We start from the raw sequence: 13,609 nt of genomic DNA, 5'->3' as shown, positions 1-13,609 counted from the left end.
AAACTGTATGACTTCTACGTCAAGTATCTCCGAGTGAAAGAAAAGACCTCTGCGAACCTTGGCCATGTGCTACATAAGCTGTACAGCACCGGTTCTATCCAGGAAGCAGAGTTCGTGCTTGAAGCAATAGAAACTCAGGCTGGCGTAACAGATTGAGCTATCAACTAACCCCAAACTGGGTGCATCCGCCCGGTTCGGGACGTGATGTGCCCCCAACTATTTGGAGTGCATCATGGAAAAACATAACCTCAAATCCGGATTCAGTATCTATTTCGCTGACGTCCATTTCGAGAAACAAGTCTACGCATTCGGCTCAGGACTTGGCTTCACCTCTGTGATTTACGCCTACTCGCTGGGCCGAGATCCGGAAGAAGCTGAAAAGCTGGTGATTGAGAAGTACGACTCTGACGAGACGAAGGTGAAGAAAGTGCATGTCAATCTGGCTCGCAGCCAGGACATCAACCGCTACACCTTCCCTGAACAAATGGCTGGCTTTGCCAATGCCATTCAGTCTCACAGCGTCGCTGTGAACTGAGAACCAATTTAAACCCATCGGGGCCATTACTTCCCGATTGGGACGGTAGTGGCCTCTCAACCGAAAGGAGAGAGCTCATGGCTACTATCGTAAACACCAAGTTAGGAGAACATCGAGGCAAGAAGCGCGTCTGGCTGGAAGGTCAAAAGCTACTGCGTGAAGGTTACTATCCGGGCATGAAGTATGATCTGGAGTTGAAAGACTCCCAGGTTGTGCTCCGCGTCAAAGAGGAGGGTAAGTTCACTGTCAGTAAGCGTGAGCGCAATGGCCGCGTGTTTCCAATCATTGACCTGACCGCACAGGAGCTCGCTACCGTATTTGACGGTGTAGAGATGCTCCGCGTGTTCATTCGTAACGGCGCTATCGTGATTTCCGCTCACCATCAACAAGAGCGAGTGATCGAGCGCGTCAACCGGCTTATCAGCAAGCTGGAGAATGGCGAATCGCTGTCAGTATGCAGCCTCTTTCATGGGGGTGGTGTGCTCGATAAAGCGGTTCACGCCGGTTTTCACAAGGCGGGAATTGCCAGTGCCATATCTGTGGTCGTAGAGATGGAAGGGAAGTATCTTGATTCATCTTTGGCAAATAACCCGGAGCTCTGGAACGAAGATTCAATCGTTATCGAATCACCAATCCAGGCCGTGAACCTCAGCAAGCGACCACCGCAGGTGGATGTTTTGATGGGGGGCATACCGTGTACCGGCGCATCAAAGTCAGGTCGTAGTAAGAACAAGCTGGAGTTTGCCGAATCGCATGAGGCGGCAGGTGCCATTTTCTTCAACTTCCTGCAATTCATAGAAGCGCTAAACCCAGCCGTTGTGCTGATTGAGAACGTGCCTGAGTACCAGAACACAGCTTCGATGGAAGTGATCCGTTCGGTGCTCTCTTCGTTGGGGTATTCCCTGCAAGAACGCATTCTCGACGGCAATGAGTTTGGGGTCATTGAACGCCGCAAGCGTCTTTGTGTTGTTGCGCTTTCCTACGGGATCGACGGTTTTGACCTTGAGAAGGTTCAGCCTATTCGTACCAAGGAAAGTTGTATCCAGGACATCCTGGAGCCGGTGCCGCTCGATTCTGAACGTTGGAAGTCATTTGACTATCTGGCTGAGAAGGAATTGAGAGACAAGGCCGCTGGTAAAGGGTTCTCTCGTCAACTCCTGACTGGGGACGATGAGTTTTGCGGCACCATAGGGAAGGACTATGCAAAATGCAGAAGTACCGAACCTTTCATTGTTCATCCGGAACAGCCGGAGTTGTCTCGCATCTTTACACCGACAGAACATTGTCGAGTGAAAGGGATACCAGAGGAACTCATCCAAGGCTTGTCGGACACTGTTGCCCACCAGATTCTCGGGCAATCTGTTGTCTTTCCCGCGTTCGAGGCTTTAGCCCTCGCATTAGGGAACAGTCTATGGAGTTGGGTTGGAATGATGCCAATCATGGTCGAAGTCGTGGATGAATCACAGCCGCTTATCGGTGGTGAAGGCTTCCATTGGGCGACGGCTCTGGTTGATGCAAAGGGCGCAATCAAGCTGTCACCGGCAGCAAAGAAACAGGGGATGCCCTTCAACATTATGGACGGTCAACTGGCTGTCTATTCACCTAACGGAACCAAAACGAGCTGCGGCCATGAGCCTTGCGAGTATCTCCCGGTAATGATGTCCGGAGACGCAATCATGGTCACTTCATTGGTTCATTAGTAACTCACCGGGGCAATGCCGAAAGGCTTTTGCTCCGGCCTATCCGAAAGGAGAATAGTCATGAAAACTGTTGTGCCTTTACCTCCCGAGGATTCAGGCCTTCAACACTGCATTGCCAGGTTCCATAACCGCAACATGGATTCCAAGCGAAAAGACAAAACCCGTTTTTTCAGGAGGGAGCCGGTTATGATCGTAAACCCAGAGACCAAAGCAAAGGTTCTCCGGTATGCGATGGGCAATCCTGGGAATTTATCCATCACCAAGCTGGTGGTCGCGCTGGACTACGATGCGGTAGATGCTCTGGGAGTTCGTTTTAAAGACACTGTAAGCCTTGAGGTTCGCAGAGCCAGACGCTGGGAAGTCTGGTAGTGGTTCTGGAATCATCCGGATCAAAGTGTCCAACTGTCAATCAAACTGGGCGTGGTTGGCGCTGTGTTGGGAGTCATGGGCTTCCTGACCGGGGTCGCTCCGTACCTCTTGGGATAAACCAATAAGCCGTTAACGGGCAATGTAAGTCCGGTGACGGCTTGCATTGCTCTCTCGTAAGTAGAGAGTGATATGAATACATTAAAACAACTTGTCAACACGATGGTACTTGAGGAAGGTCTGAAAAAGGCGAAGCCTTTGGCAGCGCAAATGGGACTTGAATCAGTACCAGATGAGATGCTCGAAATGATCTGCCCGAACTTGAACTACTCTGGGCAATTCACGCCAGCTCTGTACGCAAGATTTCAAAGCGTAAAGCGGTTGCTGAAAGAGTTGTCGGAACAAACCTCACCCAAGCACGGGCATATTGTGAAGTTTACCAATCAATATGCGAGCTACGATGAGTCTGCTTTGTTGCTTCAAGAAGGCGACATCAGAAATCAGAACCTGGTTGCTTGTGTGGGTGGAAAAACGCTGAACCTCGGAGAGCTGGAGCTTCGAGATTATGGGCTTAATATGCACATTGGTTGCGGTGGCCCATTTGAGCCGATCTCAGAATTGCAAATTCAGTCTCTGTCTGAGTTTGACTTTTATGAGACGACCTACAGATTTTGGGGCCAGAATCCATGTGGAAACGGGTTGATAGAGATCACCGTTCCGATGAAACGTTGGTTCTTGACTGTGTAGGTTCAAACTGAGTGCGCCGAGAAATCGGCGTACTGGCCCCTAAACAGGGGTAATCAGCGTAGGGGGAACCCCCGCGCTTTCCCAAGCCTCTTTGTCTGCCAGGAGGTTTCGGAAAGTGCCTTAGGCGCTCAAGTGCGGTAGCTGGCGGCCAAAAATAAACAGCAAATTATCAACCCTAACGGGAGCGCCTCCTGTTAGGGGGTCTCCGTCATCAACTGAATGGAGATATAGCATGTCTAAAAACGTCAACGATGTTTTTTCAAACCGAACTTCTTTGGAATGTACTGTGAATGCAGCGCTGGATCGTCGTGTCGGATTCCCTCATTACCGAGAAGGTGCAAACGGTGTGGTTTGTGATATCGAAGCAGAGTACCCATTGCTCAACACCCATTCGAGTATTGCGTGGACTCTGATCGATGAGCTCAACAGCTACACCATCCAAAAAAACCAGTCGCTCATTGATCACATTGATAATGCGGTCGCTGAGCTGTTGAAACACACGGCTCGTCTACAGCTTGATATTCAAAAGCTACAAGACGGCGACATTGATCTGGTGAAACAGGCCAAGCAGCAATACGAAGACAACCAGATGTCGAGTACCAGCTAGTGAAGATTCGATAACCAGATTCTATTTTCAACCCTACCGGGGTGCTTTATCCCGGTAAGGATGGGCACCCTGCTAATCTAGGAGGCCCTATGCAACAAGCATTAAACTTTAACCTTTCAGAACAACCATCCTCACTGCTACTGCGCGGGGACAAGTGGGATTCTGTTTGGTCAGAACTAACTGACAACGAAGACTTGATCACGTCATCAGTTGAAGCCATTCACACGGCCTTGATTGATGGGTGGACTATGATGGTCGGTTATTCCAGTGGTAAGGATTCTGAAACGGTTTTGCATCTGTTTTTGATGGCCCTGATCAGGGCCGTTAGAAGTGGGGCGGCCATCAGCCAACACCATTTCATCTTGCACACTGACACACTGATCGAAAGCCCGAAAGTAAGGTGGCTGGCGGATCAGAAACTGGCTGAGCTGGAGCGTTTCATTGCGAAGGAAAATCTTCCTCTGACTATCGTTCTGGCAAAGCCGGGGATCACGCAGAGTTGGACGGGCCGAATCCTTACAGGTCGAGGGATTCCCACGTTCTCCAACTCTAGCGCCAGGCAATGCTCACAAGAATTGAAGGTCTCGTCCGCTAAGAGAGCAAAGGCAGCTTATATGCGAGAACTTCCCAAAGAGGTTAGGCAGAAAGTGTGTCTGTTGCTGGGCAGTCGTGATGCCGAAAGCAGCATTCGTGCAGCCAACATCGCTAAGCAGCGTGGTAGCTCTGATCGCGTCATTAAGACGAAAGACGGGGGTGAGCTGTATGTAGTGAAAAACTGGTTGGCGAGTGATGTCTGGGAGTTCTTGCTATCGGTTGGTATGGGCTCGGCGCATCCTCTGCCAAGTTACTTGGAAAGCAATGTCGCTACAGCAGAGCTCTATAAGGCGGCTACAGGGGAGTGTGTCTGGTCTGCAACAGAGAAGAAAGCCAGTGATGCCTGCGGCGCTCGCTTCGGTTGCTGGGCCTGCCAAGCTGTAGGGTTGGACAAGTCAATGGAGACATTGCTTGCCACGGCCCCTGAAAGGCATGGTTACATGGCTGGGCTTAACCGTATCCAGCGCTACCTGGCTAAACGCCGATACGCCTGGGAAGATCGTCATCCTGTGGGTCGAACGATTTACGAGGGCGGTTACATTAGAATACAGCCGGACATGTACAGTCCTGCTTTCCTTGAGCGGTTGCTACATGTCTGTTGCAGTATGGACTACATGGAGCAAAAGAGAGCCGATGAACTGGCTTTTTCGCTTGCTACTGGGCAAGCAGAGGATAACGACTGGAACCGTCGAATGGCCGAGCCACAATTCCGGATCGTATCGGAAGAGGCTTTGGTCCATATCGACTTCATGTGGGCCTTCCATCATTTCAACGATAAGCCATTTCATGCCCTAGAGATTTATCACAGTGTCTGGTCGATGGGTGATCTCGATTTGCTGGAAGATGAGCCGCAGTGTGAAACCGTTCCGCAGTCACCAATCCCGAAACCATTGTGGTTGAAGGTTGGCCGCTGGGGCGATGGTTCACTTTCTGATGGCTTGGCCGATCCGTTAGCGGAAATGGTTTACTTTGACGGCGGGGATGACCCGTTGGCAGCGAAAGTGATCAATACCGCAGACGGAAAGAGAAGGGTGGTATGTTTCGCAGAAGATGATGAGGTGAAAGTCGATCCCGACTCCGCTGCGTTCATCATTTGGAACGAATACCCGCGACTAAGGGAGTCTGTGTTAAAGGGACATTACACCCCCGGCAGTGCAGCTCAGTTCTACCTTCGGGTCGGAGCCATCCAGCTTGCGAAAGGAAAAGCCGCTTTGTATCACCGCATGATGCAAAGAGGACAAACCTACCACCAGATGGGCCTTACAGGGCTCCAGACGATGGAAGGAATCCAACAGCGTAAGAATGTCAAAGTGCTTAGCGATGCCAAGTACAAAGATCTGGTGAAGCGAAAAATCAAAGGAAGACTGGCAACTGTACGCTGGTGGGTCAACTTGCACCTAACGTTCAAGTACCACCTGCATCATAGGACTCCGACAGGGTTGTTTATCGAGAAGCAGCTCAACCAGGAAGCAATGGAGGAGCGGAAACGGCACCAGGAACGATGGTTTAACTACGTGACTGACGCAATGCTCTGTTACTCCAGCGCATTCTGCATGAGTGTCATGGAAGGGCGAGAGGGAAGCGGAAACGCTAACATCCGTCGTTACATGGACGCGACCAGAAGAAAGGCCTATACGGCCCTTTGCGAGCTCCTGGACAATACTGATGCACCTTGGGTGTCAGATGTGTTGCGGGATGCTTTGGGGCAGTATGAGTCGATACAGGCAGCCCTGACCGAAGGTTCAGCGCTGGCTATCTACCTGGACTGGATCAACCTACTGTCAAAACGCCATCCAGCCTCTTTGGAGCGACATGTCAGAACGATGATAAAGGCGGTTCAACGCCAACTTCGCCGTGATGGCACAGAGTCACAAAGAGGACAGCAAGGCTTGTCCTTGGCCGCATAAAGAGGCCCTCTCCTTTGGAGGGCTTTTTCTTTTGCACCCCAAAAGGGCAATTACAGCGTTTTACCCTTTTAGGTGATTGTCATACTCTTTGCTCATTGTCAGCGCTTGCTGGCTATAACGGTAGCTGGCCCAAAACAGCAATAACCTTACCCCTCGGGAGGCAACCCCTCCTGGGTTCTCTCCCATAACCAAAGGAGAGAAGCATGAGCCTAGAAAAGTTAAGTCGGCTGGTGGACTAACAAAGAAAGACCCAGGATGAAATCATTCTGGCCGTCAAAGAGGTGTTGGCTACTAACTCAGTCGGTTTAGCCCGTGAGCTTGTTGGAGGTGTCCCGCAAGATCATCCATTCCATCCGTTTTTACTCGCTATAGCTAAGCAGCTTGACCCGAGATAAGTAAGTAACCCAACCGGGTACACCAAGTCCCGGTCGGCTTTGGTGTACCTCCAACCAATTTTGGAGGCACTATGTCTAATTCAAATTTCGGCTTTTTAGCTCTGGCCTTGCGCCAACGCCTGATCAAACGCTGGTCACTGATGCACTCTGTTCAACCAGAGTCTGTGTTGGAACACAGCGCTGTTGTTACCTTACTTTCCTACCTGGCTGGCAATATCGCCATTCAGCAAAGGAAGTCGGTGGATCTGGCAACCATGCTTGCTCATGCTTCTTTGCATGATGCAGCCGAGGTTCTCTGTTCGGATGTCGTAACGCCGGTCAAGAAAGCAAATGCTGTTTTGCAGCGTGAGTTTGAACAACTGGAAAAGGCAGCAGAGGACAAACTCATCCAGACTCTTCCCACAGAACTCCAGGATGCAGTCGCCATAGCCTTCGCTCCCGGTGGCTATGAACAATCACTGGTTAAGGCCTGCGATACCTACTCCGCTTACATCAAGTGCAAACTTGAGGTGGCCGCAGGTAATGGCCTTGAGTTCCAGGATGCTCTCAGCAAAATGGAAATTGTTGTTGCTCAGGTGAAATCTGACTTCCCGGAAATCGACGCTCTGGACAAATGGTTTGGTGACGGACTCGGCCATTCAATAGATAAACTACTGGCAGGGGGTAACGATGACTAAGGGTTTTTGGCAGATTATCGACAAAGACGGTGTTGTTGTCCGTCAAAGAGAGGGTGATTCGGATAGCGAGTCATATATGAGGTCGAGTGTTTGGCGCGTCCCTTCAAATATGCGCTTACATTTCACTATAGAATCCGAATTTATTGAGCCTTGGAAGTTTTTTGGAGCTCATAAAAAAGGAACTCTTGTAACGATTTACAACCAATTAGTCGATACTAATGAGCATATTGATATTGTCGATAAAGTACGTTCGTTAGATGAAATCCAGCCTCATTTGGGGGTTGAGATTAAGTCTCTTGAAGTATTAATAGACGATATAAATAAATACACTTTTGACCATAAAGATTTCCAAGTTTGGAATGCTTATATTGGTAAAGAGTGGGTCGGCACGTCAGAATATTAAACCCACTAAGGGCTCTGCCCCTGATGGGAGGAGTCTCCCTTTAAGGAAAAAGATATGTCCAAGACGATCAGATGCCCAGTTTGCTTTTACCATGAAGCAATTCTGGAAAATGAAAGCGCGGCACCGAATACGCCAGAGTATCTGGCTGCTGTTTATTGCTCCGCCTGCGAATCTGGCATTAATGATTTAGACGAGCCTCTTGACGACGCTATGTAAATATTAACCCCACGGGGGACATCAGTCCCTGAGGGGTGGTGTCTCCCTCTGAAACTAAGGAGATTCCCATGATGAAACAGCATTTTCAAAACGAACTGGTTAAATGCGGATACCCGGATGATCTGACTATTGAATACAGTATCGGGTACTGCCAGGGTGATGGAATGGCCTTCTATGGATACTTGGGCGTTGATGACATCAAAGCACTCATGAAGCGCTTGTTCAGCACAGAGCCCGGCCAAACAGATGCTGTCAGTCGCGTGAAGAACCTGATGGCGCAGAAAGACATTGAGAATATGCTCTCTATCCTCCGTGAGTATGGCTCTTGTGACCTGTCCATTACCCGGAACAGTTATGGGTATCACTACAGCCACTGGAACTGCATGAACATCGACGACAACGTGGACTTCACGGGGATCTTCCCTGATGATGACACCATGCTGGGCACCGGCATTGAAGGGATTAACCAAGATATGGTCGAGCGTTGGCAAGACATCTGGGATCGCTTCGTGTTAGAGCTGGCGGATGATGTGAAAAGTCTTTCCAAGAAGCTCGAATCGGACGGATATTCGTTGATCGAGGCCTCGCCATGCGAAGAAGAGGTGGTTTGGGAACGGACCACTGAAAACTACCTGGTGCGTGTTACTGAACTCCCTGAACGGGATTTCGATATGGGCCACTGGGATGACGAAGTAAGAAACCAAACAATTTGTTCAATCCTGGAAGGGAAAGGGCGAGTGCTTGGACTACGTGTTGAGGTACTCTCTCGTGAAAACGAGATTGTCCTAGGTGAAGAGAGTCTGCACGGTTTGACCGTTGCCAGTGATGACAAGAGCTACGCTGGCTACAGACGAGAACTTCTCCGGGGAGCTATCCAGCAAACCAGGGACTTTTTCTCTCGCCACCTCAAAGCGGCATAACAAGGCAGGGGGAAACCCCTGCTTTACTTCCCAAGTCTTCTTACTCATGGTTAAGCCATCAGTAAGCAGATTTTGTCCTCCCTGAGGGCGAAAACGTGCGATAGCTGGTCGCCAAAAACAAACAGCAAATTAACGTTAATTTACTAATCCCTGCGGGAGCTTATCTCCTGCTGGAGATACCTCCCGTTATTTCTGGAGGTATCCATGAACAAATTCCAAGACTTTAAGTTGGTTTACCGTCAAGGTGGTCGTCGCTTGGAGTGTGTCTTTACAGACACTCTTTACGCGAATGTGAAGCGTGTCGCTGACTCGTTTCCTCCGACCGTTCTTTGGCGCATCCTGCCAGCGTAAAACTCGGAACCTTAAAGCTCGGCTTTGGCCGTGACCTTTCAATAACCCATGCGGGTACACTTCCCCGCACAGGGTAGGTGTACCCATCAACTTTGGAGTACACCTTATGAACCAAGTAGCTAAATTGGACCTCGCCCAAATCCGTCAACAAGCCATTACTGATGGTCTGTTGGTGGACTGTTCTTCCATTGGCAAACAAGCTGGATTCTTGGCGAATGCCGCAGTGACTCCAGCTATTGTAGATGGAATTTTTGGTGCAGATGGTAAGCACTCGGTAGATGATTTCCTGTTTGTGTTTTTGCAGCTTTGTGTTGCACAAACCCAGATAGCGTTTACCGACAACAAAGAATTAGAAAAAATTCGTCTTTACTACCCCATGCCCACTGTAAATGGTTTTATTAAACCGACTGAGGTAGTAATTATGTCCGATCCTGAAACAGCAGATGTCACAGTTATGATGGCCTCAGAAGAGGGCACACATTTGTATCTGTGATGTTCACAAAATTCGCCTCCATTCCGGGAGCGACCTTTTTAAACTCCTTGCCGGGGAGTCCTCTCCGGCTGGGGAGCCTCCTTGGCACATACTCCCGGTATTGGGGTTTCCTTAAAACCCTGGCGATGGGGGTTTAAGGAAGCCTCGATGCTGGGGTTCACGCTAAGGAGAAAACCTATGTCTTACTACAAAGCTGACACCGTTCGTGAAGCTGCTAACGGAAACTGGCTATTCATCCTGGCGGCCCTAGTGCCCCATCTTGAACCAGCTCTCCGTAAACCAGGTCGTCATGTTTCTTGCCCTATCCACGGCGGGAAGGATGGCTTCCGACTGTTCAAGGATGCCCACCTGACTGGTGGCGGCGTATGCAATACATGCGGTGCCAATCATGATGGTTTTGAGTTGCTAATGTGGCTCAATAACTGGGACTTTAAACAGTGCCTGAGCGAAGTTGGTGATTACCTGGGAGTTGAGAAAGAGCAACCCCAGTATCAACAACCTGCTGCACCGACACGAGTTCCTGCCCAGGCCAAAGCGCCTGCTCAGCAAGAGCCTATAGAGCCTATAAAGGTGAACAACAAGGTCCTCGATTCCAAGAATCGCAAAAAATCCATTGCCGGTACTCTGATTGCCCACGGTAAAGCTCCCTACGAACATAACGAAGACAATGAGCTCAGCTACTTTGCCTTCATCCGTGACAAGAGCGGCTTGGAACGCACCATTTGGGGCGTGGATCTTGAAAGAGCCATTGGTGAAAGCGAAGCCAAGTATGGGGATGAGATCGTCATGACAAACCTCGGGCGCGAGCCTGTAACTGTCGTCGTTGAAGTTAAAGACGAACAGGGGAATGTTGTGAGAGAACAACCTATGCAAACGCATCGCAACACTTGGCTGGTGGAACGTCGTGGCGCTACGGTAACGCAGTTTCGCGCTCGCTCGAACGGTGGTGTTGAGTCGGCCCCTGTGGTCAACCGCATGGTAGAAACTCAGGAACCGCAAGCACAAGCTGCGGCTACACAACCGGAAGAGCAAAGCAGCGAAATCAAGCCGAAGGTTGTTCCGATGTTTCGTGAACAGCCCAAGCCTTGGCTGCTTGAGCTCCAAGAAGAAATGGAGAAGAGAATGGAGCGCGAACGCGCTTACAGTGCTCGTCTCCGTGAGAAAATCGAGAAGGTATGGAACGAGTGTTTGCCGTTCTCGAGTCATGTGACTGAACCAATGCGCCTGTACTTCAAAAACCGTGAGCTTCTGTTCAAGGTTGATGAAGTAGAAAAAACAGACTGTCTGCGGTTCAATCCGGCTATGGCCTACTACGACAAAGATGGCAATGAAGTTGGGAAGTTCCCGGCTATCGTCTGCGCTATCCGAGATGTGGAAGGCAACCTGGTAACGCTCCACCGCACCTATCTCACCCAAAACGGTAAGAAAGCTAAGGTCGGCAACGCCAAGAAAATGATGCCCATTCCGGAAGGTTTGGATGTCAATGGCGCGGCCATCCGCCTTGGTGAACCGACTGAGGGTATCCTGGGTGTTGCAGAAGGGCTGGAAACAGCTCTATCCGCTTATCGAGTCACTCAAATTCCGGTTTGGTCAACGGTCAATGCGACCCTGATGCAGTCCTTCGAGGTTCCGGAAGATGTTCACACCGTACTGATCTGGGCTGACAAAGATAAGTCTGTGACTGGTGAAAAGTCAGCGAACATACTGAAAGCGAAGCTGGAGAAGCGCGGCATTCGTGTGTACGTCCTGCTGCCTAAACTCCCGATCCCGCCCAGAGCGAAAGGTATTGACTGGAACGATGTCCTGATGAGTCAGGGAAGCCTTGGTTTCCCGAATGCTCGTTACCTGCGCGATTTCATCGTGAGAAGGAGAGATGAGTATGCCCGTCATTGATGTCTCTAAGGTCGATACCACGCCTGGTAATGATGTGGTGTGTCTCTTCTCTCACCCCCTAAAGGGTGGGAGGGGGACTCTGCGGCTTACGTTGAGCTTATGCGGTCTCGGTATCGTGATCTGAGGCACGGCCAGAGAATGATGGTGACGGCCTCCTTCGTAAGAAGGGAGTCTATCCAGGTTGTTGGCCCGTTTGCTGATGAAGCGACGAAGATCATTAACTCAATGAAGATGAACAATGCGAAGCTGCCTAATACTTTAACCCTGAGGGGGTGTTCATGCCCTTTCGGGCATGATTCGCCTCCTCTTCAACTATGGAGGTAATCATGAAAAAGTTTTTGCGTATTAAGACGTGGTTCGTGCGTTTTTTCTCTCCTGACAAGAAGACTCTGAGAGCTATCGGTGAAGACCTGCGTAAGGTCGCCGTAACAGCCATCGGTGTCGGTATTGTAGGATTGGCTGTATCTGGGGACACCATTACCGTCAAAGAAGTCGGTTTGGTGTTGGTCATTGGGGTTATCCTGTATCTTAACCAAGGTCAACAATTCCTAAGGGGTCAAATGGACGTTTTCACATTAGGCATGTTGGGGTTGTTCATATTTTTCACTGTCGTCACTGGCGGCAGTCTGTATCTCTACCATGAGAGACAGAAAGAAAAAAGCATCACAACGCTTAAGTAATAACCGCGAACATGAACCAAAGGGCCAGCAATAGCTGTAATACCGCTCGCTTAAGTAAATTTAAATTAAGATAAGCATAATCGGCCTTCGATAATACAGTGCTTATGACAAACTCATCGAGACGTTATCCTTATAAAAAAAGAACCGCTCGTGCTTAAGCGAGCGGTATTACCTGCTAGGCCCCTTTTTCTTTTCGTTATTTGCTTTGCGAAACAACCTCATCCCACGTATGCAGCACCTTCGATAGGTGCTGATGCTTCTTGTTAAAGTCTTTGTCATCCAAAAGTGCTTTAAAAGGAGCGTTCAGGTCACTACAATTGACGTTTTTCCCGATCACAAACAGGGTATCCTGGAGAGAACCAGCAGCATCCAGCCCCATCCTATCGACCGTTTCACTGCTTACCATCGTTTGGACAACATTGGTAAAATCCTTTGAGTTGAGCTGGTCAACAGTCATGGACGTGTTGCAATGCTGCTCTACAGCTTGCTTATAGTGGATGGTGTATTTTGCGGTGATTGGCGACATTGTGTTCATTGCAAGTATGTATGCGTCTACCTCATTGTTAGGTAAGCTCGCCGCATACCCAGCCGTACTAAGTGCAATTGCCATTGTCGCTGCCGCGATTGTTGTTTTTCTATAACTGATCATTTTAGCCTTCATTATTTTCAATGTTTTTCCAATCAAGCCCAGAATCAAACATCTTTGTGGAATAACCTTTTGCGTCTTGAGCTCTTTTATATGTTCTAGGAAATGCCCCGTCAAAGCTCTGGGTCCTATTACGTCTAAATTCTGGCTCAACCGACAAAATATAATCGCCCCCAGACTTTCGGATATAGAGTGTATGGGTAAATTTCGTCCCATAGATTTCAGATACAACATCAGCCTTAATTCACTATTCGTTGCGCTCGAAGACTGTCACAAGAACACGTTTTTTGTTGTCGTCGTTGATTACCATCAAATACTTGAACTTGGAATCACGATGCCCCCAAACCTCCACATTATCAACGCGGCCATATTTTCTAACTTTATGGCGAACTACCTTCTCGTCAAAGGGTTGGAGCTGTAGTTCCGGATGCTGGAGGCGGCCAACGAGTGAGGCCCACGGATGGTTCCCCTCACCCTAA

General features: G+C 49.5%; 14 protein-coding genes and 1 pseudogene. 14 read left to right on the top strand and 1 reads right to left on the bottom strand.

What is annotated here, in order from left to right:
- Window positions 1-232 precede the first annotated feature (232 nt).
- From AAC147_RS04535 to AAC147_RS20050, 14 genes and pseudogenes are all read left to right on the top strand, one after another.
- On the top strand, window positions 233-535 hold the full coding sequence (locus AAC147_RS04535) for a hypothetical protein (protein WP_047685805.1): 303 nt from the start codon (window positions 233-235) through the stop codon (window positions 533-535).
- Window positions 536-612: 77 nt separating this feature from the next.
- A complete protein-coding gene (locus AAC147_RS04530) occupies window positions 613-2,235 on the top strand; it encodes a DNA cytosine methyltransferase (RefSeq protein ID WP_047685803.1) in 1,623 nt (540 codons plus the stop codon).
- A 60-nt stretch (window positions 2,236-2,295) separates the two neighbouring features.
- Window positions 2,296-2,604: a hypothetical protein gene (locus tag AAC147_RS04525; RefSeq protein ID WP_231571617.1), complete on the top strand. Its 309-nt coding sequence runs from the start codon at window positions 2,296-2,298 to the stop codon at window positions 2,602-2,604.
- Between the two features lie 189 nt (window positions 2,605-2,793).
- Window positions 2,794-3,348 (top strand): hypothetical protein, encoded by a 555-nt coding sequence (locus AAC147_RS04520; protein WP_047685801.1) that lies wholly within the window; start codon window positions 2,794-2,796, stop codon window positions 3,346-3,348.
- Between the two features lie 232 nt (window positions 3,349-3,580).
- Window positions 3,581-3,955: a hypothetical protein gene (locus tag AAC147_RS04515; RefSeq protein ID WP_047685799.1), complete on the top strand. Its 375-nt coding sequence runs from the start codon at window positions 3,581-3,583 to the stop codon at window positions 3,953-3,955.
- A gap of 89 nt (window positions 3,956-4,044) precedes the next feature.
- Complete coding sequence (locus AAC147_RS04510) at window positions 4,045-6,456, top strand: phosphoadenosine phosphosulfate reductase (protein ID WP_047685797.1); 2,412 nt, start codon at window positions 4,045-4,047, stop codon at window positions 6,454-6,456.
- Window positions 6,457-6,922: 466 nt separating this feature from the next.
- Entirely contained in the window at window positions 6,923-7,528 is a 606-nt protein-coding gene (gene yfbR / locus AAC147_RS04505; RefSeq protein WP_047685795.1) for a 5'-deoxynucleotidase, read from the top strand.
- Window positions 7,521-7,931: a hypothetical protein gene (locus AAC147_RS04500; RefSeq protein ID WP_047685793.1), complete on the top strand. Its 411-nt coding sequence runs from the start codon at window positions 7,521-7,523 to the stop codon at window positions 7,929-7,931. Before yfbR ends, AAC147_RS04500 begins: the two co-directional genes overlap by 8 nt.
- A 54-nt stretch (window positions 7,932-7,985) precedes the next feature.
- Complete coding sequence (locus tag AAC147_RS04495; RefSeq protein ID WP_156115435.1) at window positions 7,986-8,147, top strand: hypothetical protein; 162 nt, start codon at window positions 7,986-7,988, stop codon at window positions 8,145-8,147.
- A gap of 68 nt (window positions 8,148-8,215) precedes the next feature.
- Window positions 8,216-9,067, top strand: a complete 852-nt coding sequence (locus tag AAC147_RS04490) for a hypothetical protein (RefSeq protein WP_047685791.1) — start codon at window positions 8,216-8,218, stop codon at window positions 9,065-9,067.
- A 457-nt stretch (window positions 9,068-9,524) separates the two neighbouring features.
- A complete protein-coding gene (locus AAC147_RS04485) occupies window positions 9,525-9,911 on the top strand; it encodes a hypothetical protein (RefSeq protein ID WP_047685788.1) in 387 nt (128 codons plus the stop codon).
- A gap of 177 nt (window positions 9,912-10,088) precedes the next feature.
- A pseudogene (locus tag AAC147_RS20060) lies at window positions 10,089-10,463 on the top strand (primase-helicase zinc-binding domain-containing protein); the annotation flags it as partial.
- 234 nt (window positions 10,464-10,697) lie between these two features.
- Complete coding sequence (locus tag AAC147_RS20055; protein WP_445286329.1) at window positions 10,698-11,804, top strand: DUF7146 domain-containing protein; 1,107 nt, start codon at window positions 10,698-10,700, stop codon at window positions 11,802-11,804.
- A 326-nt stretch (window positions 11,805-12,130) separates the two neighbouring features.
- Complete coding sequence (locus tag AAC147_RS20050; RefSeq protein WP_369793177.1) at window positions 12,131-12,484, top strand: hypothetical protein; 354 nt, start codon at window positions 12,131-12,133, stop codon at window positions 12,482-12,484.
- 196 nt (window positions 12,485-12,680) lie between these two features.
- Here the strand turns inward: AAC147_RS20050 and AAC147_RS04460 are convergent, their stop codons facing one another.
- Window positions 12,681-13,247, bottom strand: a complete 567-nt coding sequence (locus tag AAC147_RS04460) for a hypothetical protein (protein ID WP_369793176.1) — start codon at window positions 13,245-13,247, stop codon at window positions 12,681-12,683.
- Window positions 13,248-13,609 lie beyond the last annotated feature (362 nt).

Source organism: Xenorhabdus sp. NBAII XenSa04, assembly GCF_963866145.1.
Classification (GTDB): Bacteria; Pseudomonadota; Gammaproteobacteria; order Enterobacterales; family Enterobacteriaceae; genus Xenorhabdus; species Xenorhabdus indica.
The sequence above is the reverse complement of the archived record's forward strand: the minus strand, read 5'-3'. Positions and strand labels throughout refer to the sequence as shown.

Excerpts from the sequence above, each read along its gene's own strand:
- AAC147_RS20055 (WP_445286329.1), top strand. The coding sequence starts at position 10,698 with ATGACAAACCTCGGGCGCGAGCCTGTAACTGTCGTCGTTGAAGTTAAA.
- AAC147_RS04520 (WP_047685801.1), top strand. The coding sequence starts at position 2,794 with ATGAATACATTAAAACAACTTGTCAACACGATGGTACTTGAGGAAGGT.
- AAC147_RS20050 (WP_369793177.1), top strand. The coding sequence starts at position 12,131 with ATGAAAAAGTTTTTGCGTATTAAGACGTGGTTCGTGCGTTTTTTCTCT.
- AAC147_RS04495 (WP_156115435.1), top strand. The coding sequence starts at position 7,986 with ATGTCCAAGACGATCAGATGCCCAGTTTGCTTTTACCATGAAGCAATT.
- yfbR (WP_047685795.1), top strand. The coding sequence starts at position 6,923 with ATGTCTAATTCAAATTTCGGCTTTTTAGCTCTGGCCTTGCGCCAACGC.
- AAC147_RS04525 (WP_231571617.1), top strand. The coding sequence starts at position 2,296 with ATGAAAACTGTTGTGCCTTTACCTCCCGAGGATTCAGGCCTTCAACAC.
- AAC147_RS04530 (WP_047685803.1), top strand. The coding sequence starts at position 613 with ATGGCTACTATCGTAAACACCAAGTTAGGAGAACATCGAGGCAAGAAG.
- AAC147_RS04515 (WP_047685799.1), top strand. The coding sequence starts at position 3,581 with ATGTCTAAAAACGTCAACGATGTTTTTTCAAACCGAACTTCTTTGGAA.
- AAC147_RS04500 (WP_047685793.1), top strand. The coding sequence starts at position 7,521 with ATGACTAAGGGTTTTTGGCAGATTATCGACAAAGACGGTGTTGTTGTC.
- AAC147_RS04490 (WP_047685791.1), top strand. The coding sequence starts at position 8,216 with ATGATGAAACAGCATTTTCAAAACGAACTGGTTAAATGCGGATACCCG.
- AAC147_RS04510 (WP_047685797.1), top strand. The coding sequence starts at position 4,045 with ATGCAACAAGCATTAAACTTTAACCTTTCAGAACAACCATCCTCACTG.
- AAC147_RS04485 (WP_047685788.1), top strand. The coding sequence starts at position 9,525 with ATGAACCAAGTAGCTAAATTGGACCTCGCCCAAATCCGTCAACAAGCC.
- AAC147_RS04535 (WP_047685805.1), top strand. The coding sequence starts at position 233 with ATGGAAAAACATAACCTCAAATCCGGATTCAGTATCTATTTCGCTGAC.